This is a genomic window from Pseudoxanthomonas sp. (assembly GCF_036845285.1).
Lineage (GTDB): Bacteria > Pseudomonadota > Gammaproteobacteria > Xanthomonadales > Xanthomonadaceae > Pseudoxanthomonas_A.
The window spans coordinates 116596-140816 of the sequence record NZ_DAIUEE010000006.1 but is presented as its reverse complement, the minus strand read 5'-3'; the positions used below and the strand labels follow the sequence as shown (position 1 = coordinate 140816).

Annotated in this window: 19 protein-coding genes; 4 read left to right on the top strand and 15 right to left on the bottom strand. The window is 68.5% G+C overall.

Features of this window, described 5'->3' with window-relative positions; translation table 11 throughout:
- Positions 1-103: 103 nt before the first annotated feature.
- On the bottom strand, positions 104-508 hold the full coding sequence (locus tag V7060_RS09500; protein ID WP_334178998.1) for a GtrA family protein: 405 nt from the start codon (positions 506-508) through the stop codon (positions 104-106).
- Positions 509-584: 76 nt separating this feature from the next.
- On the opposite strand from V7060_RS09500, the gene V7060_RS09495 reads away from it, so the two are divergent.
- On the top strand, positions 585-1514 hold the full coding sequence (locus tag V7060_RS09495) for a glycosyltransferase (protein ID WP_334178997.1): 930 nt from the start codon (positions 585-587) through the stop codon (positions 1512-1514).
- Here V7060_RS09495 and V7060_RS09490 read toward each other — a convergent pair.
- Positions 1474-3051, bottom strand: a complete 1578-nt coding sequence (locus V7060_RS09490; RefSeq protein ID WP_334178996.1) for a glycosyltransferase family 87 protein — start codon at positions 3049-3051, stop codon at positions 1474-1476. The two genes, V7060_RS09495 and V7060_RS09490, sit on opposite strands and share 41 nt — an antisense overlap.
- A 78-nt stretch (positions 3052-3129) precedes the next feature.
- On the opposite strand from V7060_RS09490, the gene glmU reads away from it, so the two are divergent.
- Positions 3130-4497 (top strand): bifunctional UDP-N-acetylglucosamine diphosphorylase/glucosamine-1-phosphate N-acetyltransferase GlmU, encoded by a 1368-nt coding sequence (gene glmU / locus V7060_RS09485; protein ID WP_334178995.1) that lies wholly within the window; start codon positions 3130-3132, stop codon positions 4495-4497.
- Positions 4498-4755: 258 nt separating this feature from the next.
- Here glmU and V7060_RS09480 read toward each other — a convergent pair whose 3' ends face one another.
- From V7060_RS09480 to V7060_RS09450, 7 genes are all read right to left on the bottom strand, one after another.
- Complete coding sequence (locus tag V7060_RS09480; protein ID WP_334178994.1) at positions 4756-6084, bottom strand: HAMP domain-containing sensor histidine kinase; 1329 nt, start codon at positions 6082-6084, stop codon at positions 4756-4758.
- Entirely contained in the window at positions 6081-7418 is a 1338-nt protein-coding gene (locus V7060_RS09475) for a sigma-54 dependent transcriptional regulator (protein ID WP_334178993.1), read from the bottom strand. The genes V7060_RS09480 and V7060_RS09475 overlap by 4 nt, the downstream gene beginning before the upstream one ends.
- Positions 7419-7421: 3 nt before the next feature.
- Complete coding sequence (locus tag V7060_RS09470) at positions 7422-8630, bottom strand: ABC transporter permease (protein ID WP_334178992.1); 1209 nt, start codon at positions 8628-8630, stop codon at positions 7422-7424.
- A 60-nt stretch (positions 8631-8690) separates the two neighbouring features.
- Positions 8691-9914, bottom strand: a complete 1224-nt coding sequence (locus V7060_RS09465) for an FtsX-like permease family protein (RefSeq protein ID WP_334178991.1) — start codon at positions 9912-9914, stop codon at positions 8691-8693.
- 143 nt (positions 9915-10057) lie between these two features.
- On the bottom strand, positions 10058-11368 hold the full coding sequence (locus tag V7060_RS09460) for an ABC transporter permease (protein WP_334178990.1): 1311 nt from the start codon (positions 11366-11368) through the stop codon (positions 10058-10060).
- Positions 11369-11378: 10 nt separating this feature from the next.
- Positions 11379-12101: an ABC transporter ATP-binding protein gene (locus V7060_RS09455; RefSeq protein WP_334178989.1), complete on the bottom strand. Its 723-nt coding sequence runs from the start codon at positions 12099-12101 to the stop codon at positions 11379-11381.
- Between the two features lie 120 nt (positions 12102-12221).
- On the bottom strand, positions 12222-13490 hold the full coding sequence (locus tag V7060_RS09450; RefSeq protein ID WP_334178988.1) for an efflux RND transporter periplasmic adaptor subunit: 1269 nt from the start codon (positions 13488-13490) through the stop codon (positions 12222-12224).
- Between the two features lie 194 nt (positions 13491-13684).
- Between V7060_RS09450 and glmS the strand changes: the two genes are divergently transcribed.
- On the top strand, positions 13685-15511 hold the full coding sequence (gene glmS / locus V7060_RS09445) for a glutamine--fructose-6-phosphate transaminase (isomerizing) (RefSeq protein ID WP_334178987.1): 1827 nt from the start codon (positions 13685-13687) through the stop codon (positions 15509-15511).
- On the opposite strand, the gene V7060_RS09440 is transcribed toward glmS, so the two are convergent.
- From V7060_RS09440 to V7060_RS09415, 6 genes are all read right to left on the bottom strand, one after another.
- Positions 15512-17305, bottom strand: a complete 1794-nt coding sequence (locus V7060_RS09440) for a Mur ligase family protein (protein WP_334178986.1) — start codon at positions 17303-17305, stop codon at positions 15512-15514.
- A 52-nt stretch (positions 17306-17357) separates the two neighbouring features.
- On the bottom strand, positions 17358-20156 hold the full coding sequence (gene cphA, locus V7060_RS09435; RefSeq protein WP_334178985.1) for a cyanophycin synthetase: 2799 nt from the start codon (positions 20154-20156) through the stop codon (positions 17358-17360).
- Positions 20157-20177: 21 nt separating this feature from the next.
- Positions 20178-21017 (bottom strand): cyanophycinase, encoded by an 840-nt coding sequence (locus tag V7060_RS09430; protein WP_334178984.1) that lies wholly within the window; start codon positions 21015-21017, stop codon positions 20178-20180.
- Positions 21018-21033: 16 nt separating this feature from the next.
- Positions 21034-22209, bottom strand: a complete 1176-nt coding sequence (gene iadA / locus V7060_RS09425; RefSeq protein WP_334178983.1) for a beta-aspartyl-peptidase — start codon at positions 22207-22209, stop codon at positions 21034-21036.
- A 222-nt stretch (positions 22210-22431) separates the two neighbouring features.
- Entirely contained in the window at positions 22432-22692 is a 261-nt protein-coding gene (locus V7060_RS09420; protein WP_334179120.1) for a toxic anion resistance protein, read from the bottom strand.
- Complete coding sequence (locus tag V7060_RS09415; RefSeq protein ID WP_334179130.1) at positions 22596-22958, bottom strand: hypothetical protein; 363 nt, start codon at positions 22956-22958, stop codon at positions 22596-22598. Before V7060_RS09415 ends, V7060_RS09420 begins: the two co-directional genes overlap by 97 nt.
- A 174-nt stretch (positions 22959-23132) precedes the next feature.
- Here V7060_RS09415 and V7060_RS09410 point away from each other — a divergent pair, with 174 nt between their 5' ends.
- Positions 23133-24218: a glycerophosphodiester phosphodiesterase gene (locus tag V7060_RS09410; protein WP_334178982.1), complete on the top strand. Its 1086-nt coding sequence runs from the start codon at positions 23133-23135 to the stop codon at positions 24216-24218.
- Positions 24219-24221: the final 3 nt, after the last annotated feature.

Here is a 24221-nt window from a genome sequence, read left to right as displayed (position 1 = left end):
GTAGCGTGCGCTGTGCGCACGACGCACGACAGGGATCACGGCACGTTGTCGGCATCACGCGATGCGCGCATCGCGAGGTCGTGCGCGTAGCGCACGCTACCCCTCAGCGATAGACCACGTGCCGCCACAGGAAGAACGCGACCACGGCGAGCGCCGCCTCCACCAATGGCTTGGCCAGCCAGGCGTGCGCCAGTCCCAGCGTCCCCGCGACCCAGGTGACGGCCAGCGTGCTGATCACCGTCAGCGGGATCCAGACCAGCAGGAACTTCGCGAAACGCCACCACCCCAGCTGCGCACTGCCCGCCTGCGCGAACGTCACCCGCCCGTTCAACCAGAAGCCGAGCAATGCGCCGCCGATGCGGCCGGCGAGGTTGGCGGGTGCTGCCGATACACCCAGCGCGGTCAGGCCCACGAACAGCGCCCAGTCCACCAGCAGCTGCAGCGCGCCGACGATGAGGAAACTGCCGCCCTGGCGGAGCAGGGCGCGCTTGAGGGAACGAGGTGCCATGCGGCGATGGTAACCCCGGCCGCGCGCGTGTTGCCGTGTAAGATGCGGGCGCCTGTCGCCGACCCGGATTGTCGCCTTGCGCATCGCCGTCTTGATTCCGTGCCACAACGAAGCGCCCACGGTGCAGAAGGTTGTCGCCGATTTCCGCCTCGCCCTGCCGGAGGCCGACATATGGGTCTTCGACAATGCGAGCATGGACGCCACCGCGTCTCTGGCCGCGCAAGCCGGCGCCCATGTGCGGCACGTGCTGGCCAAGGGCAAGGGCAACGTAGTGCGTGCCATGTTCCGCGACGTCGATGCCGACATCTACGTCATGGTCGATGGTGACGGCACCTATCCGGCGTCTTCCGTACGAGCGTTGATCGAAGGTGTCGCGCAAGAGCAGGCCGACATGGTGGTCGGCACGCGGCTGGAGTCGCATGACCGCGCGTCTTTCCGCCGTTTCCATGGATTCGGCAATCGCCTGGTACGCGGCTGCATCAGTGCCCTGTTTGGCCATCCGGTCCGCGACGTACTGTCCGGCTACCGTGTCTTTTCACGACGATTCGTCAAATCGATGCCGGTGCTGTCGCGTGGTTTCGAGATCGAGACCGAGATGACGGTATTCGCGCTGGCCAATGGCTTCGTGCTGTCCGAGCGTGTCATCGAGTACGGCACGCGGCCTGATGGTAGTGAGTCCAAGCTCAACACCTACCGGGACGGCATGCGCGTCCTGAAGACGATCCTGTTCCTGTTCAAGGACATGCGGCCACTGCTGTTCTTCGGGGTGCTGGCCGCAGCATGCATGGTGTCGAGTCTCGGATTCGGCGCCATCGTCATCAATGAATTCGCGCGCACGGGTCTGGTTACCCATCCGTCCACCGCCGTGCTGGCGGTGGCGTTCGCACTGGTCGGCGTGGTGTCGATGGCGACCGGACTCATCCTGGATACCGTCAACCGCCGGACCAACGAAATCCAGCGGCTGATCACGGACCAGGTGCTGTCGCAGCGCAGATCGTCGGCGTAGGCGTGCCGCGCATCAACGGACACAGCTCCAGTTCGTCCAGACTCGTCGGTGCGGAGAGGCAGGCGCCCTCCGCCCTCAGTCCGTAGGCGAGGATCGCGTCGGACATCGGGGATCCCGTTGCCTTGCGCAGAAGGAAGACCGGCCCCGCATGCCGCCGCACCCGCTGCTCGACCCTTGCCTGCAGATCCGTGCAGCGGGCGGGCGTCATGAAGTTGTTGTGCATGGATATCGCCGGTACCGTTCGTGGCAGGTAGGAAACCGCGTATGCCAACGGGTCGTCGTCGGCCAACACCACCAGGCTGCCTTCCGGCAATGCGGGCATCTGCACGGATATCATCGGCGTGCGGAACGGGTCACGTCCCCAGTTGGGCCTGTTGGTGCCCGCCACCAGCAGCACCGCCAGCGCCAGCATCGCGACCCGCGCATGGCGTGCGGGCACCCTGGCCGACACCACGCCAAAGATGGCAATGGAACAGACGAGTTCCAGCGCGAACAGATAGCGATAGATGCCGTAGAGCTTTACCCACACGGCGAAGCTGACCACGGCGAACACAACCAGCGCGTTGACGATGGGCATGGCGGTCCCGTCCTGCCGGCGTCCACGCCATGCCGACACCCACCATGCGCCTAGCGACGCCAGGCCAAGCAGCACGCGCGGATCCGAGAGCTTGCCCTCCGAGAAGCGGCTGCTGTCGACCAGAAGATGAAAGGGAACCAGCAGTGCGTCGATCCCCTGAGGGACGAAGCGCACGTCCTTGTGCGCATGCGGCAAGGCATCGGGTGAGTTGAACCACTGGTTGAAATAGGGAAACAGCGGGTTGCCGTGTTCGTGCCAGAGATACAGGGCCCAAGGCCCGGCGGTCAGCGCAACGCCCGCAATGCCTCCGACAGCGAGTGCCAGGATACGCAATGGAGCGCCGCGCACCGGTCCGCATACCAGTGCGGCACCGATGAAACCGACGCAGTACAGCGCGCCGGTGAGCTTCAGGCCGGCGCATAGTCCCGCCATCAGGCCTGCCGGCAACCAGGTGGCCCATGCCCGGCGGCGGCCTTGTGAGTCTGCGATCCACCACAGTGCCGCGATCACGCCGGCCGCCACGAATGCATCGTTGAACGTGGTGCCGATACTGGGCATCACGGCGGCGCCCGCCACCGCCGCCAGCCCGGTCATCGCGGTCCGGGTGGCGCTGCGCCCATCCGGCCACAGCAGGTCGAGCAGGCGTAGCGCGAACAGGACCGCGACGAACGCCGGCAGTGCCAGCCACAGCGACACCGCCCATCCGGGCAGGCCGGCCTTCACCATCCAGGCGAAGGGAACGTCGAGGGCCGGGTTGTGCCATGTCTGCAGCTGGGCTGCCGCGATGTCACCGTCGAAGCGGCCGTCCATCAGTGCAGATGGCGTATAGAGGTGGTAGTTGCGCAGGTCCCAGTTCGCGTCCTGCCCCTGCTTGGCAAGCGCAAGCACCACAAGCAGCAGTGCCGCGATCGCTGGGAGGGTCCAGGGGCGGGTGGTGGGGGCGTGCAGGCGCTGGGTCATGGGCGAGTTCTTGCGATGGACCGAGTTGATACCATCGCAGCAGGGGCGAAGGCCGCCATCATCGTAAATGGAAACCACATGAAGCCACTACACGTCGTCATCCTCGCCGCCGGTGAAGGCAAGCGCATGAAGTCCGCGCTGCCCAAGGTGCTGCAGCCCATCGCGGGTCGGCCGATGCTGGGGCACGTGATCGAGGCGGCGCGCGCGCTGGCGCCGGCGGGCGTGCACGTGGTCTACGGCCATGGCGGCGAGCAGGTGCAGGCCGCGTTCGCCGACCAGGGCGATCTGCACTGGGCGCACCAGGCGCAGCAGCTTGGTACCGGGCACGCGGTGGCGCAGGCGATGCCGGAGATTCCCGATGGCGCGCGCGTGCTGGTGCTGTACGGCGACGTGCCGCTGACCCGCAGCGAGACGCTGCAGCGGCTGCTGGACGCGCCGGGCCGGCTGGCGGTACTGGTCGCCGAGCCGGTCGATCCCACCGGCTACGGCCGCATCGTGCGAGACGAGGCGGGCCGCGTGGCCGCCATCGTCGAGCACAAGGATGCCGACGACGAGCAGCGCCGCATCCGCACCATCAACACCGGCATCATCGCGGCCGACGGCAGTGCGCTGAAAGGGTGGTTGTCGCGCCTGTCCAACGAGAACGCGCAGGGCGAGTACTACCTGACCGACGTGTTCGCGATGGCGGCGGAGGAGTTCACGCCGGCGGAGATGGTGCTGGTCGGCGAACCCATCGAAGCGGAAGGCGCCAACGACCCCTGGCAGCTGTCGCAACTCGAACGTGCCTATCAGCTGCGCGCCGCGCGTGCATTGTGCACGCAGGGCGCACGCCTGATCGATCCTGCGCGCTTCGACCAGCGCGGCACGGTGAAGGTGGGGCGCGACGTGCAGATCGACGTGGACGTGGTGCTGGAAGGCAACGTCGAACTGGGCGATGGCGTCGTCGTCGGTCCGTTCTCGCGTCTCAAGGACGTGAAGCTGGGCGCCGGTACGCAAGTGCGTGCGCATTGCGACCTCGATGGCGTGGTGAGCGAAGGTGCCGCGTTGATCGGCCCGTATGCGCGCCTGCGCCCCGGCACGCAACTGGCGGATGGCGTGCATGTCGGCAATTTCGTCGAGACCAAGAACGCGCGCATCGGTGTGGGTAGCAAGGCCAACCACCTGACCTACCTCGGCGACACGGTCATCGGCACCGGCACCAACATCGGCGCCGGCACCATCACCTGCAACTACGACGGCGTGAACAAGTTCACCACGACCATCGGCGACCGCGTGTTCGTCGGTTCCAACGCGTCGCTGGTTGCGCCGGTGACGCTGGCCGATGGCGCAACCATCGGTGCCGGTTCGGTGATCTCGAAGAACGCGCCGGCCGACACGCTCACGGTCGCGCGCGCACGACAGGTCAGCATCGAAGGCTGGCAGCGGCCGGTGAAGAAGCCGAAATAAAGCAGGGTGCTTCGCGATGCCACGTAGCGTGCGCCATGCGCACGACCGCATCGACCGCGGGTCGCTGCGTCATGTCGGGTCACGCCTGATGCACGTCTGGATGGCACGATGACGGCCGGTTCACACGGCACCTGAAGAGCGGATCGCGGCTGCCCGCCCTCACCCCTTGCCCTCTCCCGGAGGGAGAGGGGGAGTTGGTGCCATGCGGGTTCGGTTTCGACAACAAACGAGCGAGTGCGCTATCCGGCTCCGGAAAAATCAGTTCTCGGGCAGCTGGATCGATACGCACAGCCCGCCACCCTCGCGGTTGTGCAGCGACAGCCGGCCGCCGTGGGCCTCGATGATCTCGCGGGTCAGCGCCAGGCCCAGGCCGGTGCCGTTGCGCTTGGTGGAGTAGAACGGCACCAGCGCGTTCTGCAGCACCGCGTCGTTCATGCCGGTGCCGCGATCCATCACTTCGATGCGCAGCCAGCCGGGCAGGCGCGTGAGGCGCACCGACACGCCTTCGGGCGTGGTGCCCGATTCGTGCGCATTCTTGAGCAGGTTGAGCAGCGCCTGTTCCAGCTGCGCGATGTCGATGCGGCCATCGATCTCGGTTTCCGCCATTGCCAGTTCGAAGCCGATCTGGCGCTGCAGGCCTTCGAAGAAGGCACGCCAATGCACGGTCTGCAACTGGGGCGACGGCAGCTTGGCGAAGCGGGCGTAACCGCGGATGAAGCCTTCGAGGTGGCGGGCCCGATCCTCGATGGTGCCGAAGACCTCTTCCAGCCGGTCGTGGCGTCCGCGGCGCACCAGTTCCGCGCCCGAATGCGCGAGCGAGGCGACCGGCGCCAGCGAGTTGTTGAGCTCGTGGCTGATCACGCGGATGACCTTCTTCCACGTCATCACCTCCTGGCGGCGCAGTTCGCTGGTCAGCAGGCGCAGCAGCAGCAGTTCGTGCGGCCGCCCGTTGAGGCGGAAGCTGCGGCGCGCCAGGTGGTACACCTGTTCCTCGCCGTCCTCTTCCTCGCTGCCGATGGCGAAGAGACTGTCGCCGCCGCGCGCGAACGCCTCGCGCATCTCGACCGGCGCAGCCTCGAGCAGCGTCTCGTAGGCCTGTCCTTCCAGCTTCCAGCCGCTGTGCAGCAGTTTGCGCGCGGCCACATTGGCGAAGATCACACGGCGGATGCCGTCGCCGCCGGGTGCGACCAGCAGCATGGCCACCGGAGTGTTCTGCACCATGGTATCGAGCAGCAGTTCGCGCTGGACCAGGCTCAGGCGCTGCTCGCGCAGCACCTCGCCCAATCCGGCGTGCGCCCGCACCAATTCGGCGAGTTCGTCGTTCCCGTGCCAGTGGATGCCGAAGTTGTACTCGCCATCGCGATAGCTGTTGACGCTGCCGGCCAGCGCGCGGAACAGCGAGTAGGTGCTGCGCAGGCCGCGCCGGATGGCCCACATCGCCAGTGGCAGGACCACGATGGCCGAAACGAGGACGGCGACGATGTCGTCGCCGATCCAGTGCGACAGTACGACCGGCAGCACCACGGCCAGCGCCAGCAGCGGCAGCAGCCAGGACAGCACGCGGCCGGCGAGCGAGCGGCGGATCATGGCGTCTTGATGCCGAAGCGTTCCATGCGCCGGTACAGCGCCTGCCGGCTCATGCCGAGGTCGGCCGCAGCCTGCGCGATCACGCCGCCGGCGCGTGCGAGCGCGGCCTCGATGTCGGCGCGCTCCGGTTCGGCGACCACGGCGGTGCGCGCCACCACGGGCTTGGGCAGATTGAGATCGGCCGCCTCGATGCGTTCGCCCATCGCCAGCAGGCCGGCGCGCTGGATGACGTTGCGCAGTTCGCGCACGTTGCCGGGCCATGCGTGGCGCAGCAGCGCGGCGCGCGCGCTTTCACCCAGGGGCTTGTCGGCGGGACGGAAGCGTTCGGCCAGCGGCAGGATGTCGCCAGGCCGTTCGGCCAGCGGTGGCAACGCCAGTTCGATCGCGTTGAGGCGGTAGTACAGGTCCTCGCGGAAGCTGCCGTCGCGGATCATCGCGGGCAGGTCGGCATTGGTCGCGCTGATCACGCGAACCGTCACGTGGCGTTCGCGGTTGGAGCCGAGTCGTTCGAAGCGGCCCGTTTCCAGCACGCGCAGCAGCTTCATCTGTCCGGTCAGCGGCAGGTTGCCGATCTCGTCGAGGAACAGCGTGCCGCCATCCGCGGCTTCGAACTTGCCTTCGCGCGCCTTGTTGGCGCCGGTGTACGCGCCGGCATCGGCACCGAACAGTTCGGCCTCGATCAGTTCCGACGGCAACGCGCCGCAGTTGAGCGTGACGAAAGCGCCCGACCGGACGCTGGAATTGGCCTGGATGATCTCGGCGATCTTCTCCTTGCCCGCACCATTCGGACCAGTGATCAGCACCGGCAGGTCGGAGCGCGCGACCTGGCAGGCGAGCGCGACCACGCGCTCGCTCGCGGGATCCTCGAACACCAGGTTGCGCAGGTCGTACTTGCTCGACAGCTGTTCGCGACCGCGGCGCTCGCGACTGCGACGACGTTCCAGTTCGCTGCGGGCTTCTGCAAGTTCGAGCAGCGTGTTGACCGTGGCCAGCAGCTTGCGGTCGTCCCAGGGCTTGGCCACGTAATCCGCCGCACCGGCCTTCACCAGGTTCACCGCCGCTTCCAGATGCGTCCACGCGGTCAGCAGGATCACCGGCATGTCGGGCCACTGCATGCGGATATCGGTGAACAGCTGCTCGCCCTCCGTGCCCGACGTGGTGTCCTGGGTGAAGTTCATGTCCTGGATGACCAGGTCGACAGCCTGCTCGCGCAGCAGCGCCAGGCCGGCGTCCGGTGATTCGGCGTGCACGGTGTCGATGTCGTGCAGCGAGAACAGGACTTCCAGCGCCGTACTGACGGCGCGGTTGTCGTCGATGACGAGGATGGTGGGCATGCGCTATAGCCTAACCGAAGGACTGCGGCTGACGAGGTGCGGCGGGATGTGCCGTGCCAGGCGGATCGGCCACGTCGCCGCGAGTTGCACGAGGACGACGGTGCACGCGATGGCGAGCAGCAGCGCAGCCGTTGTCGGCACCGGAGACCATGTCGGCACGATGCGGGGCAGCAGCACCGCGGTGGCCACGGCACCCAGTGCCGAGGCGGCCGACGCAAGCAGCAGGTATTCCCATCGCAGGCGGTAGCCAAGCTGGGAGCCGGTGGCGCCGAACGCGCGGCGCAGGCTCACTTCCTGCCGGTGCTCGCGGACCCAGCGCTGACCACCGAACATCAGCATGCCGAGCGTCAGCAGCCACCAGCTGCCGCAGGTCGCCAGTGCCATCCACGCGTGCCGCAACGATCCGCGCGATGCGTGCGTGCGCAGTGCCGACATCGCGGTGGGCGTGGCGATGGCGGCATCGGGAAACGCGGCCGACAGTGCGGCGTGGATGCGCGCCGACATGGCGTCGGCGTCGCCCGTGTGCCGCACGAGGAAGTGCGCGTCATCGGCCCGTGTCATGCGTACCGGCAACACCAGGGCAGTCCCGTCGGGGCGATGCGCGGTCGCCGGCAACGGGATCCGGTCGATCACGCCGACGACATGCAACCGCTTGCCGGGAAACAGGTGCAGCGGGCGGCCCAGCACATCGCCGGTGCCGTACAGGCGCATGGCGAGCGCGGCGGAGATGAGAGCGGGTGCCGGCTCGGCGTGCAGCCGTTGCTGGTCGCCCGTGTAGTCCTGGTACTCGGCGGCGGCGAAGCGCCGTCCCCGCGATGGCGCCATCCGGAGGGTCGCGAAGAAGGTCTCGTCCACCAGGTAGATGGAGGCGAGGTCGCGTTGCATGGCGTTCCCGGTCCACAGGTGCGCACTCCAGGCACTGCTGCCGTAAGGCGCCTGGTTGGCGGCCGAGGCGGACTGTACGCCGGTGACGGCACGCAGCGTACGCAGCACGGCGGCGCTGCCGGGGTCGCGTCCGGATGTGCCCTGCATCCACGGCACCACCAGCACCTGTGTCTGGTCGATCCCGCTCGGCGCCGTGCGTTGCAGGTACGCGCCGAGCATCGTCTGCCACGCATGCGCGCACAGCACCGCGCCGATGGCCAGTTGCAGCGCGAGCCACCACGTACCTGCGTGGGGACGGCCCAGCAGCAAGAAGGAGGGAGCGGGCATCGGCGTGTCCCTGACGGCCCTGCACGCCGCCGGGTGTGCAGGGTGTGATGGACGTGGAGGTCAGGCGGTGCGCGTCGCCACGGCCGGCGGTACCGACGCGGCCTTGCGCGCCGGTCCGTAGACGGCGACCTGGCCGAGCAGCCATAGCAGCACGGCGCCGACCGGTAGGTACAGCAACGGCAGGCGCGGCAGTTCGTACTTGCCCATCAGCAGCTGGTTGATGCCGTAGGCCAGGATCATGCCGATAACGATGCCGATGGTGGCCAGCAGGAAGTTCTCGGTCTGGAAATAGCGCAGGATCTGTCCCTTCGTCGCGCCCAGCGCCCGGCGGATGCCGATTTGCTTGGTGCGCTGCTGTACCCAGAAGCTGGCCAGGCCGACGATGCCGAGTGCGGTGACGACGAGCAGCGAGACGATCACGGTCAACAGCAGCCACGCCATCGCGCGGTCGCCGCGGTAGTAGTTGTCGATGATGTCGGTGAACGTGCCTTCGCGCAGGATCAGCCGCCGCGCGCTGTTCTTTTCCAGCGCGGCGATCGCGGCTTTCTGCACCTCGGCGCGGCGGTCCGGCGTGGTGCGCAGCACGAAGGTGCCCATGGTCACGTCCTTCGCCGGCAGGATCATCGTGTAGCCGGCTTCCGCCGGCCCACCGTTGTCGTTGGTGCGGATCAGGCGCTCGACCACGCCGACCACGCGATGCGGCACGTTGTCGGCATTCCACGAAATGATGTTCTTGCCGATCGCGCTCTCGCCGGGGAACAGCTTGTTCGCCAGTTCCCGGCTGATGATCACCGACGGCATCAGGACCTTCGCGTTCTGCTTGTTCATCTCGGTCCAGTTGGCGTACTCATCGGCCGTGAAGTCGCGACCTTCGGCCAACCGCAGGCCCAGCGTATCGATCACCGCATCGCCAATGTAGACGTTCGCCAGGGCGGTGGGGCGCTCCTGGTCCGGCACCAGCTGGATCGAGGTGTTCCATGAGGAATTGTCGAACGGAACGTGGTTGATGCTGCCGGCGGCCTTGACGCCCGGCAGTGCGCGCAGGCTGGCGACATCCTGCTTGACCAGCGCATCGGCGTCGGGGTTCTCGCCGATGGCGCCCATGCTGATGCGCACGATCTCCTCGTTGGCCATGCCGGTCGGGCGGTCGATGCGCTCCAGCCGCTGGGTGATCAGGAAGACCGCATTGCAGATGATGGCGCAGGAGAGCGCCACTTCCAGCACGATCAGTGCGGCCGCCGTCTTGTGGCGGGCCAGGGTGGAAAGAATGGGGCGGATGTCCATGGTGGGCCTCTGGGTGTTCTGCCCCTTCCCCCGCAGGCGGGGGAAGGTCGGGATGGGGGCGCTTCTTCGTAGCGGGGTAGGGCGTCAGCGTCTTGCGACCGTCGCTACCCCAACCCTCCCCCGCGGGCGGAGGAGGGAACGGATCACTGCGACTTCAGCTGGATCGCGGGCGTCACCTGCATCGCGCGCCAGGCGGGCAGCATCCCGGCCAGCAGGCTGGCGACGATCGCCAGCGCGAAGGTGGCCAGCAGCATCTTCATGTCCATGTGCGCCAGGTCGGCGTAACCCGCCGGCTGCTGGCGGACCGCCAGCAGGCCCAGCCACGCCAGCACCAGGCCCAGCACGCCGCCGACCAGGCCGACGGTGCCGGCTTCCACCAGGCACTGCGCGAAGATGGCCTTGCGCGTCGCACCGAGTGCGCGCCGCACGCCGATCTGCGATGCGCGTCCAAGGAATTTCGCCAGCAACAGGCCCACCGTGTTGAGCAGGCAGACGGCGAGGAAGCCGAACGCCAGCCACACCTGCAAACGCACGTCGCCAGGCACCGCGCCCTGCTTGTCCAGCCACGGCATCACGCTGTGCAGGTCGGTGTTGTTGGGACGCTCGAAACGGCCTGCCGCGCGCTGCTGGTCGGAATAGTTGGCCAGGTACTGCTTGTAGGCCTCGACCTTGGCCGGCGTGCCCAGCTCCACCCAGTACTGCAGCCACGAGCACGGGGCGTTCGGTCCACGCGACCCTTCTTCGTCCCCACTCGAATCGCCCCAGCAGTTCATGTTGCCCTGCGTGCCCATCTTCAGCGTGCGCGACGTCCAGAACGGCACGAACAGCTGCTCCACTTCGGTGAAGCGGTCCTGCGTCATGTCGTAGAACTTCGGCGCGGGCCGCCATTCGTCCAGCACGCCGATGACGCGGAAGGTGGCGCCGGAGGCCTTGATGTCGCGACCGACGCTGTTGGCGCCGCCGAACAGCTTCTCGTTGAGCGCCTTGGAGATGACGGCCACGCGTGCGCGCGATTCGTCTTCGGCGGCCGACCAGCCATTGCCGTAGCGGAACGGCACGTCGAACATGGGGAAGAAATCCGCCGTGGTGTAGCGCGCATCGACGCGGAACGGCTCGATCTTGCCGTCTTCCGACTCCACGGACGACGCGCCGCCGGTCATCAGCGCCTGGCGATCGGCCTTCTTGTCGCGCAGCAGCCGCTCGGCGTCGTAGCGGGTGAACTGGTTTTCCGGCTCTTCGCCCGGCGTGAAGCCGTTCGCCGAGCGCGGGTCGATGCGCGGATAGAAGAGCTTGTCGCTCTTCTGCGGGATCGGGTCGCCCGACAGCACGTAGAACACGGTCAACGTGGTCATGCTGGCACCGATGCCCAGCGCGATGGCCAGCACCATCAGGAAGGTCAGCGCCTTGTTGCGCTTGAAGCTGCGCAGCGCCAGGGAGAAGTAGTAGCCGAACATGGCGGTGTCCTCAGGCAGAGGCGTTGGATTCGGTGGCGTGCGCCGCGCGGATCAGCGCGGGCTCGACCGACAGGTCGGTGGCCATGCCGTCCACGATGTGGACGTTGCGCTGCGCGCGTGCGGCCAGTTCCGGATCGTGCGTGACCATGATGATGGTGGTGCCCTGGCGGTTGATCTCCTCCAGCAGTTCCATCACGCCACGGGCCATCTGCGAGTCCAGGTTGCCGGTCGGTTCGTCCGCCAGCAGCAGGCGCGGGCTGCCGGCCAGCGCGCGCGCGATCGCCGTGCGCTGCTGCTGCCCGCCGGACAGTTCGGCCGGGAAGTGCTTCGTGCGCGAGCCCAGGCCCACGCGGGCCAGCGCGTCTTCGATGCGCTGCTTGCGCTCCGCCGCCGGCATGCCGCGGTAGCGCAGCGGCACGTCGACGTTGTCGAACAGGTTGAGGTCGGGGATCAGGTTGAAGCCCTGGAAGATGAAGCCGATCTTCTGGTTGCGCAGGCGCGAGCGCGCGTCGTCGCCGAGATGGCTGACGTCCTGGCCGTCGAGCAGGAACTGGCCGCCGGTGAAGGTTTCCAGCAGGCCGGCGATGTTGAGGAACGTGGTCTTGCCGGAACCCGACGGGCCGGTGACGGCGACGAACTCGCCTTCGCGGACATGCAGGTCGAGCGAACGCAGCGCGTGCGTTTCCACCTGTTCGGTGCGGTAGACCTTGGCGACTTGGCGCATCTCTAGCATGGCGGGCTCCTGACAGTGATGGGTAGGTGGTGATTGGTGATTCGAGGGAAGCGAAGGCGGGAGTGATGGGACGAGGCGTGCGTTTACGAATCACGTCTCACGAATCACCCATCACGACGTTCAATTGACCGACACGCGCTCGGCATCGCCGAACAGGTCGCTGCCGGACACGACGACCTTGTCGCCGGGCTGCAGGCCGCTCAGGACTTCGACATTGCTCAGGCTGCTGACGCCCAGCTGCACCGGACGGCGGACGGCGGAGCGGCCATCCATGACGTAGGCGTAGCGGCCGCCGCTCTGCTCGAGGAACGGACCGCGTTCGACCATCAGCACGTTGCGGCGCGTGTCCATGAGGATGCGGGCGGACAGGCGCTGGTTCTGGCGCAGGCCCGGCGGCTGCTTGTCGGAGAAGCGCAGGCGGGTGACGACTTCACCGTTCACCACTTCCGGCGACACGGCGGAGATCTGGCCCGGATACGGCTGGCCGACGCTGGTCAGCGTGGCCGGCATGCCGATGGCGAGGTCGCGCGCGAAGCTCTCCGGCACCTTGATCTCGACTTCGAACACGGACAGGTCCACCACGCTCAGCACCGGCGCGTTGATCGCCACGTTCGAACGCTGCACCGCCTGCACCTGGCCGACCTGGCCGTCGAACGGCGCGCGCAGCGTCAGCGCATCGACCTGGCGCTGCACTTCGGCAACGACCGCGCGCTGGCGATCGGCCAGCAGGTGCTTGTTGCGTGCATCCAGGCCGGCGCCCTGGCCCTGCAGGCCGGCATCCTTCTGCGCGTGGGACAGCGCGATCTCGCTCTTGCGCAGGTTGTCCTGCGCCTCCAGCACGTCGACCTGCGGCACGGCGCCGCCGTCGTAGCCGCGCTGGTAGCGCTGCAGGGTGCGTTCGGCGGCCTGGCGTTCGATGCCGGCCTGGTCCAGTGCTTTCTGCGCGTTGGCGCGGGTGACGCTGGCGTCCAGCGTCGCACGGCTGGCTTCGGCCTCCAGGCCGGCCAGCGTGGTCTGTTCCTGCGCCAGCTTGCTGCGCAGTTCGGGGCTGTCGATCTCGGCGAGCGGCTGGCCCTGCTTCACCTGGTCGCCGGCGACGACCTTCAGCGTCACCACGCCGCCGGCGACGGCGTACAGCGTGGGGCTGTTGGCGGCGATGACGCGGCCATCGGCGGCGATGTCGCGGACCAGGTCGCCGCGGGTGACCTCGGCGATGCGCAGGCGGGCGCCATCGATCGAGGAAGTGCCGGCCAGCCAGCCGCGGGCGGCGAACACGATGCCCGCCAGCAACACGACCGCACCCGCGGCGGGCCATACCCAGCGGCGCCAGGCCGGTCGGGTCTGGGTAGAGCTGAGCACTCGGTCTTGCGCGGAGGTGTCCCGAATCATCGGTGGCATGCGTTCTGTGGAATGACCTGCATGTCTCAGCAGGATGCGTGCCAAATACAAGCTGTTGATTTTGAAAGGGGTTGTCCGGTACGGATGACTGTCCGGGTGTCCGCGGACACCGCGCGGACAGGGGCTGTCCAGTGCCGGACACGTAGAATGTCCGCTCGTTTCACTCAGATGGAAGACACACGCTTATGTGCGGAATTGTGGGCGCGATCGCCGATCGCGACGTGGTGCCGGTACTGATCGAGGGACTGAAGCGGCTGGAATACCGGGGCTACGATTCCGCGGGCATCGCGGTGGTCGATGGACAGGACGTGCGTCGCGTGCGCCGCACCGGTCGCGTGGCCGAGATGGAAGGCGCCGCCGCCACCGAGGGCTTCAACGCCAGCCTCGGCATCGGCCACACGCGCTGGGCGACCCATGGCGGCGTCACCGAAGCCAATGCGCATCCGCACATCAGCCACGGCGTGGCGCTGGTGCACAACGGCATCATCGAGAACCACGAAGAGCAGCGCGAGAAGTTGCGCGCGCTCGGCTACGTGTTCGAGTCGCAGACCGACACCGAGGTCATCGCCCACCTCATGCACCACCACCTGAAGGGTGGCGACGATCTGCTGGCCGCGCTGCAGCGCACGGTGAAGGAGCTGACCGGCGCCTACGCGCTGGCCGTCGTCAGCCGCAAGGAACCGGATCGCATGGTCTGTGCGCGCATGGGCTGTCCGTTGCTGATCGGCGTGGGCGAAGGCGAGAACTTCATCGCCTCCGACGTCTCCGCGATCCTGCAGGCCACGCGTCGCGTGATCTTCCTGGAAGAAGGCGACACCGCGGAAGTGACGCGCGAAGGCGTCAAGGTGTTCGACGGAAAGGACCAGCCGATCCAGCGCGAAGTGCATGTCTCCGACGTGTCGCTGGCGTCGCTGGAACTCGGCCCGTACCGCCACTTCATGCAGAAGGAAATCCACGAACAGCCGCGCGCGATCGCCGACACCATCGAGGCGGTGGTCGATGGCGGCTTCTCGCCCGCGCTGTTCGGCGCCAACGCCGAAGCGGCGCTGCGCGACATCGAAGGCGTGCAGATCCTCGCCTGCGGCACCAGCTATTACGCCGGCATGACCGCGCGCTATTGGATGGAGGCGATCTCCGGCCTGCCGTGCAATGTCGAGATCGCCAGCGAGTACCGCTACCGCGACGCGTACGCCAACCCCAAGCACCTGATCGTCACCATTTCGCAGTCCGGCGAAACGCTGGACACGATGGAGGCGCTGAAGTACGCCAAGTCGCTGGGCCACCAGCACACGCTGTCGATCTGCAACGTGCCCGAGAGCGCCATCCCGCGCGCCAGCGAACTGGTCTGCTACACGCGCGCCGGCGCCGAGATCGGCGTGGCGTCGACCAAGGCCTTCACCACGCAGCTGGCGGCGCTGTTCCAGCTGACCGTCGTGCTGGGTAAGCTGCGCGGCAAGGTCACGCCGGAGCAGGAAGCCGATTACCTGGAGCAGCTGCGCCACCTGCCGGGCAGCGTGCAGCATGCGCTGAACCTGGAGCCGCAGATCGCGGCGTGGGCGGAGCGTTTCGCACCGAAGTCGGACGCGCTGTTCCTCGGTCGCGGCCTGCATTACCCGATCGCGCTGGAAGGCGCGCTCAAGCTGAAGGAAATCTCCTACATCCACGCCGAAGCGTATCCCGCCGGCGAACTGAAGCACGGCCCGCTGGCGCTGGTCGATGCCGACATGCCGGTGGTGGTGATCGCGCCCAACGACGTGCTGCTGGAGAAGGTGAAGTCCAACATGCAGGAAGTGCGCGCGCGCGGCGGCGAACTGTTCGTGTTCACCGACCAGGACAGCCACTTCAGCGAATCGGAAGGCGTGCACGTCATCCGCACCCCGCGCCACGTCGGCGTGCTCAGCCCCATCGTGCACACCATCCCCGTGCAGTTGCTGGCGTACCACACCGCACTGGCGCGCGGCACCGACGTGGACAAGCCGCGCAACCTGGCGAAGTCGGTGACGGTGGAGTAATCAGTCGCCGGCGACGGGATCGCCGGCCGACCACGCCTGTGCCTGCAGGTGGTCAAGCAGGGCGTTGACGCGTTCGCGCGCGGCGACGCCGTGCACCGGCAGGGCGAGGCTGTCGCCGGGGCGGGCGGCGGACAGGATCGCGCGCACGGCGTCGGTTTCGTCGCGGCAGTCGTCGATGGCGGCCTCGGCCACGCCGTGGCGCACCAGCGCCGTGCGCAGCACTCGGCCTACCTCGCCGCTTTCGCGTCCGCGCATGTAGCCTTCCATGTCCTTGAGCACCACATGGTCGGGGCGGAACGACGCGGCGGCGGCGGCGAGGTCGGCGATGGCCTCGTCGCTGCGGTCGCCGGCCTGGCCGAGCAGCAGATGCAGGCGGCCACCATCGCGGTGCGCCTGGCGGACCAGATCGAGAAACTGCGCCAGCCCATCGGGGTTGTGCGCATAGTCCACGTAGACCTGCACGTCGCCGCCGAGCACCCAGCGCTGCAGGCGGCCGGGGTTGTCGTGGTTGTCGCGGCCGAAGCGGGCGAGCACGGCGGCGATCGTCGCGGGGGCGATTCCCAGCCCGATGGCGGCAAGCGCGGCGGCGGCGCAGTTCTGCACGTTGTGCGCGGCCAGGCCGCCGAGGGTCAGCGGCATGTCGGCAATCGCGCCGAGATCGTGGGTGCGGATGCCGTCGAACAACCACAGGTGGCCCTCGCGCACGCCGCCGCTGCGGCGGCCCTCGGCGCGCGCCTGCCGCAGCAGCGGATGGTCGTCGTCGGTGGAGAACCACGCCAGCGGCACATCGAGACCGCCCGCGTGGCGTCGCAGCAGCTCGTTATCGGCGTTGAGCACGAGCATGCCGTTGGCGTCGATGGCGCGGGCCACGGTCAGCTTTACGTCGGCCAGGCCGTCGAGGTCGTGGATGCCGTATTCGCCGAAGTGGTCGGGGCTGATGTTGGTGACCACGGCCACGTCGGCGCGTTCGATCGCCAGGCCGCGGCGCAGCAGGCCGCCGCGCGCGGTTTCCAGGATCGCGGCCTGGGTCCGGCGATCGCGCAACAGGCTGCGCGCGCCGCCGGGACCGGAGTAGTCGCCACCCTCGATCAGGCCGCCGTCCAGGTAGATGCCGTCGGTGCAGCTGTTGGCGGTATGCCAGCCGTGGGCGATGGCGATCGCGGTGAGCAGGCGCACGGTGGTGGTCTTGCCGTTGGAGCCGGTGACCAGCGCCACCGGAATCGCGTGCAGCTCATGCCACGGCACGTCATCGGGCATCGGCAGGGCGGCGTTGTCCCAGGTGCGGCTGCCGTCGCCCATGCCAAGGGACAGTTGCTCGTCGTCGAGCAGCAACGGCACGCCGTGCGCACGCGCGGCCTCGCGCAGGGCGGGCAATCGTGGCAGGCATTCGGCCGCGGCGGCGACGGCGCGCAGCAGGCGCAGGTCCGCGTCTTCGTCGACGAACGAGGGATGTCCCGGCTGCAGCGCGGGTTCGCCGGTGGCTCTCCCGGCTGCGGCCAGGGCAGACAGCCACGCCCATTCGTCCACGTCGGCGGCGGCGTACAGCATGTCGCCGGGTGCGGCGAAGGCGAGGCTGGCGCCGCTGGCGTGCTCGCGTACCGTCACCGGGCCATCGGGCCAGCCGAGGGCGGCGCGCGCGCGGGCGATGCGCCGCTTCCAGTCCTCGATCAGCGCGGCTGGAACCGGTGCGCCGATCATCGTTTCCAGCACCGCGCCCGGTCCGGCGAAGTACAGATTGGGGCCGGTCAGGCGGCGCAGGTCGTCGAACGGCAAGGGGGCGGATGATTCATTCATGCGGCAGGTCGTGGATGGAGGGCGCGATCCGGCGGGTGCGGATCGCCACCGCTCAATCGCTGTCTTCGTCGTGACGCGCGAACACCAGCCCGCGCTCCTCGCGGATCACGCCCTCCATCGCCGCCACCGCCGCCTCGTCGGCGCTGGGCGCCGGCTGCAGCGACGGCAACTCGACCTTGCGGGCGCTGCGCGGCTCGGTGCCTTCGGGCGTGAACTTGGTGATCTGCTTCCACGAGCGGGCCAGGGCATCGGCGAACACCAGCAGCAGGTCGCCGGGCCTGCCCATGCGCAGCGCGGCGTCGATGGCCTGCTGCTCGTCGGGGATCTGTTCGATCGCCGTCTCGGCCACGCCCGCCGCCTGCAGTGCGCGCGCGATGATGCGCGGCACTTCGTCGCCATCGCGGCCGCGCAGGCTGTCGTCGCGCTTGACCACGTAGTGGTCGAAGCGACCGGCCACCGCGCGGGCGATGTCCTGGATGTCCTCGTCGCGGCGGTCGCCGGGTGCGGCCACCACCACGATCCGGCGCCCGGCCACCTCCAGGCGCTGGGCCAGGTCGGCCATCATCCCCACCGCGTGCGCGTTGTGCGCGTAATCCATGACGACCTTGAACGGATGCTCGTCGTACACGTTCATCCGGCCCGGGGCCTGGAAGAAGGTGGTGTCGAAGGTGCGCAGGCCATGGCGGATCGCGTCGAGCTTGATCCCCAGCGAGAACGCCATCGCCGCGGCGAACATCGCGTTCTGCACGTTGTGCAGGGCGCGGCCTTCCAACGTGGCCGGGATCAGGTGGGTCCACATCAGCGGGATGTGGCTGCCCTTGTCGTACAGGGTCACCATGTGGCCGTTGACGCCGGCCTCCAGCGCGCAGGCGCGGCCACCGGCGCGGATATGCTCGCGCACCAGCGCGTGCGACGGGTTCATGGTGACGTAGCAGATCGTCTTCGCGTCGGTGTAGCCGGACATCTTCAGCACGTTGACGTCGTCGGCGTTGAGCACCGCGCAGTCCCTGGCCACTTCGACCACGATGCGCTTGATCTCCGCCAGTTGTTCCAGCGTATCGATGCCCTTGAGGCCCAGGTGGTCGGCGGCGATGTTGATCACCGCGCCGACGTCCACTTCCGGCACGCCCATGCCGGCGCGCAACAGGCCGCCGCGCGCGGTTTCCAGCACCGCCAGGTCGACATGCGGATCGGACAGCACCATGCGCGCCGACACCGGGCCGGTCATGTCGCCTTCCACCGTGCGCTGGCCGTCGATGTAGACGCCGTCGGTGGTGGTCAGGCCCGGCGTGTAGCCGGCCATCTTGGTGATGTGCGCCAGCATGCGCGCGGTGGTGGTCTTGCCGTTGGTGCCGGTGACCGCCGCGATCGGAACCCGCGACGGCGTGCCCGGCGGGAACAGCATGTCGATCACCGGGCCGGCGGCATCGCGCGGCGTGCCTTCGCTGGGCGCGACGTGCATGCGGAAGCCGGGCGCGGCGTTGACCTCGCAGATCGCGCCGCCGATGTTCTTGTAGCTCTCGGCGATGTTGGGACTGATGAAATCCACGCCGCCTACGTCGAGGCCGATCGCGCGCACTGCGCGCACCGCCATGTCGCGGTTGTCGGGATGGATGACGTCGGTGACATCGGTCGCGGTGCCGCCGGTGGACAGGTTGGCGGTGGAACGCAGGAAGACCACCTCGCCTTCCTTCGGCACCGAGTCGGCGGTGTAGCCGACGCGTTCCATCATCAGGTTGGCTTCGCGGTCGAGTTCGAGCCGGGTCAGCACCTTCTCGTGACCCACGCCGCGGCGCGGGTCCTGGTTCACGATCTCGACGAGTTCGGTGATGGTCTTGCGGCCGTCGCCAACCACGTGGCCGGGCGTGCGCCGGGTCGCCGCGATCAGTTCGCCATTGACCACCAGCAGGCGGTGGTCGGCACCTTCCTGGAACGTCTCCACGATCACCGAGCGCGAATGCTCGCGCGCGGCATCGAACGCGGCGCGGATCTCGTCGTCGCCACTGATGTTGATGGTGATGCCGCGGCCGTGGTTGCCGTTATAGGGCTTGAGCACCACCGGGCCGCCGAGCCGCTGCGCGGCCCTGACCGCTTCGGACTGGCTGGTAACCAGATGCTGGCGCGGCACCGGCAGGCCGAGCGAGCCGAGGATCTTGTTGGTCTCCTCCTTGTCGCTGGCCAGTTCGACCGAGATGTGGGGCGTCTTGCCGGTGACGGTGGCCTGGATGCGCTGCTGGTACTTGCCGTGGCCGAACTGGATCAGGGACTGGTTGTTGAGCCGCAGCCAGGGGATGCCGCGTTCCTCGGCCGCGCGCACCAGCGACGCCGTCGACGGGCCGAGTGCGCGCTTCTGCGCGTAACGGATGAAGTCGTCGCGCGCTTCTTCCCAGGCCCAATCCGCGGGCACGCTGCCGGCCGGGCGGATGCCTTCGGGCATCAGCGAGCACAGCAGGCGCAACGCCAGTTCGCCCGCGGCGATGCCTTCCTCGCGCTGGGCGTATTCGTAGACCACGGTGTAGATGCCGGGACGGCCGTCGACGCTGCGGGTCTTGCCGAAGGTGACGTCCTCGCCGGCGATGTTCTGCAGTTCGATCGCCACGTGTTCGAGCACGTGGCCCAGCCAGGTGCCTTCGCCCTCGCGCATGCGACGCAGGAAGCCGCCCGGCTCGCGGTAGGAACAGCCGTGCTCGGCCAGGCTTGGGACGGCGGCCACCAGGCCGTCGATGAAGCCGGGACCCAGGCGCGCGGTGGGCCACTGCTCCAGTTCGCCCAGGTCCAGCAGCAGCCGGATCACCGGGAAGTGCGCATGCTGGGACGGACCAACGTAGACAGAGCGTTCGAGAATGCGCATGCAGGATGTCCCCTTGTTGGATCAGGTCTTGCGGGTAGCCAGTCGGCCGGCCGAGGCCCGCCGCGTATGCAGGTTGAAGGTGGCGCCCGCGATCAATATATGAACGCCCAGCCCCAGTATGCACACGGGGTCGTCCTCGCCGGCCTGGGCCATCGAGGAGAACTGCAGGTCGTGGGCATCGACCACGGTGACCGCGCCGCTGCCCTCGACTTCGAGCGTATCGTCGGGGGAGATGAAGGCGGCGGTGTCCTCGTCCAGGCCGATGCCGATCGCGAACGGGTTGTAGCCCAGCGCCGCGGTCAGGCGGCCGAGGCGGTCGCGCTGGCGGAAATGCTGGTCGATCACGAAGCGGTTGGTCAGGCCCAGCCCGGGCGCCAGGCGCACGCTGCTGGCGCGCGGCGACGAGCCTTCGGCACCGAAGGCAATCATGTGCTCGCTCAGGAACCCGGCGCCGGCGCTGGTGCCGGCCACGGTCACCCCTTGCGCGTTGCGGGAACGGATGCTGCGCGCCACCTGGGTACCGCCGAGGATGGTGGACAGGCGCAGCTGGTTGCCACCGGTGAAGAAGATGCCGCTGGCTTCCGCCAGCCGCGCCAGCCGGCCTTCCTCCTGGCAGTCGCGGCGGGTGTCGAAGTCCAGCACCTCGACCCGGCTCGCCCCCATGCCACGGAACAGCTCTTCGTAGCGGGTGCCGGAGTCCTTCAGCCGGCTCGCGGTCGGAATGACGACGATGTCGGCGTCGGTGCCACCGCTCAGTTCGACGAAGCGCGCCAGGATGCGCGGGTTGGTTTCCTTGTCCTCTGCGCCGCCGATCGGGATGATCCAGCCGCGTTGGTCCCCGTTGACGGGTTTGCTTGGCATCGAGTGCTCCGGTGTTTCAGGTGTCTTGCGATTCGAACGTACCACGCCGCAGCACCGCGCCATCGCGCAGGTGCGGGCGGCCGCCGGCGAACACGTCGGTCACCGCGCCGGCGGCGTCCAGCGCCACCAGGTCGGCGTCGGCTCCCGCCGTGATGCGGCCCTTGCCGGGCAGGCGCAGCAGCCCGGCGACGTTGGACGTAAAGGCCGGCAGCGCGTCCTGCAGGGCGATACCGCGGGCCAGCAGCTCGCGCAGGGTGTCGAGCAGGGCGCCGGAGTGGCCGACGCCCATGCTGCACACGCGGCCTTGCGCATCGAAGCAGGGCAGGCAGCCGCCGGCGTCGGAACTGATGGTGACGCGGTCACGCGGGGCGCCGCTGTCGAGGTAGCGGACCAGCGCATCGGCCGCGCTCCACGCGTCCTCGCCCTCGTCCACCGGGAATGCGGTGATGTCGATGTTGCATCCGCGCCGGGCCAGTTCGATGGCCTCGTCGAACAGCGCCTTGCGCCGGTTGACGTGGGTCGGGTTGAACACCCGCGGCGGCAGTTCGCACTGATCGAGCGCGCGCCGCACCAGGTCCAGGCCGCGCGGGCCGTCACCCAGATGCAGGTGGACGATGCCGGCCTTGCCGGTCATCAGCCCGGCCACGTGCGCTTCAGACGCGATCCGCAGCACTTCGTCCAGGGTCGGCTGGCTGGAGCGGTGGTCGCTGATCGCCAGTTCGCCCACGCCGACCAGACAGTCGATGAAGGCCAGGTCCGTGCGTACGCTACCGGTCAGGGTGGCTGGCGGCAGGTGGTAGCCACCGGCGTATCCCCAGGCCGACAGCCCTTCCTCGCGCAGCGCGTTGACATGGGCCACCAGTTCGCGCGTGCTGCGGGCGACGTCGTCGGTGCCCAGCAGGCCGACCACCGTGGTCACGCCGCTGCGGGTGTAGCGCGACAGCGTGGGCGCCGGCACCCGGCTGGCGAAGCCGGCCTCACCGCCGCCGCCGGTGACGTGGACGTGGCCGTCGATCAGGCCCGGCAGCAGCCGGCGGCCGGCCAGATCCAGTACTTCGGCACCGAAGGCGGCGGGCAGGTCGGGCGCCTCGGTGCCGATCCACAGCACCTTGCCGCCTCCGAGCAGCAGGTCGCGGCGCCCCAGGGATTCGGGCGCGTACACGTCCGCGTTGCGGATCAGGATGGTCGTCATCAGCCGTCGACCGTCCCGTCCATGCTGCCTGCCATCTGGCGCGTGTCAGGGTGGCAGGTCCAGGTCTTCACTGCTCTCGCCTGGGGGGTGGTGACGCTGACGTCGTCGCTCATCTTCTCTTCGATCCGCTGCTGGCCCGACACGGTCGTCCGTGCGGCGGGCCAGTCTAACCGGACGGGGCTCGCTGGCGGCACCGAGCGCGTGCCTGGACAGGGTTCGGGTCTAAGACATCAGCGGCAGCGTGATATGAGGCAGCCGCGTCGACACGCCCCGGATGCTGCGGTCTTCGATTCCCGCATCGCCTCCGCAGGAGACGCACGCCGATCTTCGCCTTCCACGCGCGCTGCCGACGGCAGTGGCGTGCACCAGTTCGGCGTTCTTGCGCATCAGCTCGTTGCTGGTGTCGTCGATGGCGTTGGCCAGTTCCATCGCGTTGCGCTGGTCGGCCAGCGACAGCTGGATGGCGAACGGGTTGCGCCACATCGGGATGGTGATGTCGCGCACCGCGCTGAACTTTTCGAGCGGTTGGTCGAACTGCAGCGCTGCACGCGGTCATCCTTGGCGGCGCGCAGCTTGTCGATCAGCGGGCCGAGGATCGGCAGCTTGGAGCGGCCGTGGAAGGAGTCGAGGTTCAGCGAGCGCGCGATGCGCGCGACCTCGCCGAGCTTGTCGCCACCGCTGTCGAAGTCGGCGTTGCGGACCTTGTCCAGCAGTGGCGTGCTGAACGCGCTGGTCTTCGTCGTCGTCATGAGGCCTGCTGGGTGCGGGTGGCGACTGTCGCCTGCGTGTAACAGGAGCCGTGCAGAATCCGTCCTGCAACGAGGCTTCCCTCTCCTCCCGCGTTGCACCCGGAGCCTGGCGGAAGCCGGGCTTCGTGCTTTCCGGGCCGCACGTGGCATGCTGGCGCACATGAGGATTCCGCCATGCCGTTCCGCTGTCTGTTGCCGCTGCTGATGACCATCCTCCCCCTGTCGGCCGTCATGGCCAGCGAAACGCCGGCGAAGCCGCTCGTCATCGCCCATCGTGGCGCCAGCGCGCATCTGCCGGAGCACACGCTGGCCGCGTATGTGCGTGCGATCGAAGACGGCGCGGACCACATCGAGCCGGACCTGGTCGCCACGCGCGACGGCGTGATGGTGGCGCGTCACGAGAACGAGATCGGGGGCACCACCGATGTCGCCCGCCATCCCGAGTTCGCGTCGCGCAGACGCACGCAGGTGATCGATGGCGAAGCGGTCGAAGGCTGGTTTACCGAAGACTTCACCCTGGCCGAACTGAAGGCGCTACGCGCCCGCGAGCGCCTGCCGGAACTGCGTGGCACCGCACACGATGGCCGGTACGGGATCGCGACGCTGGACGAGATCATCGCGTTGGTGTCGGAACAGGCCGCGTGCCGCGGCCGGACCATCGGCCTGATTCCCGAGATCAAGCATCCCAGCCATTTCCAGCGCATCAGCCTGCCGATGGAGGAGCGCCTGCTGGAAGCGCTGGCGGCGCACGCGTACACGCGCAAGGCCCCGGTGGTGATCCAGTCGTTCGAACAGGCCAATCTTCGCGCGCTGCGCAAGCAGCTCGGTGCTGTGCATCCGAACATCCGCCTGTTGCAGTTGCTGGGCGCACCGGACGAGCAGCTGGGCGATGCGCTGGCGGCCGGGCAGCGGACGCGTTATGCCGACCTGATGACGCCTGCGGGACTGCAGGACATCGCAAGCTACGCCGACATCATCGGGCCATGGACGCGCCTGCTGATCCCGGTGACGGAGGACGGCGCGCTGGGAGCGCCGACAGCGCTGATGGCGGACGCGCGTGCCGCCGGCCTGCAGGTGTGGCCGTACACGTTCCGGCCCGAGAACCAGTTTCTCCCGAAGGCGCTCCATGAAGGCGATGACCCGCGCACGCGCAGCGAGGCGGGATCCGTTGCCGAAATCCGCACCTATCTCGCGCTGGGGATCGGCGGCTTCTTCACCGACGATCCGGCGCTGGGGCGTCGTGCGGTCGACGCCCGCTGAGCG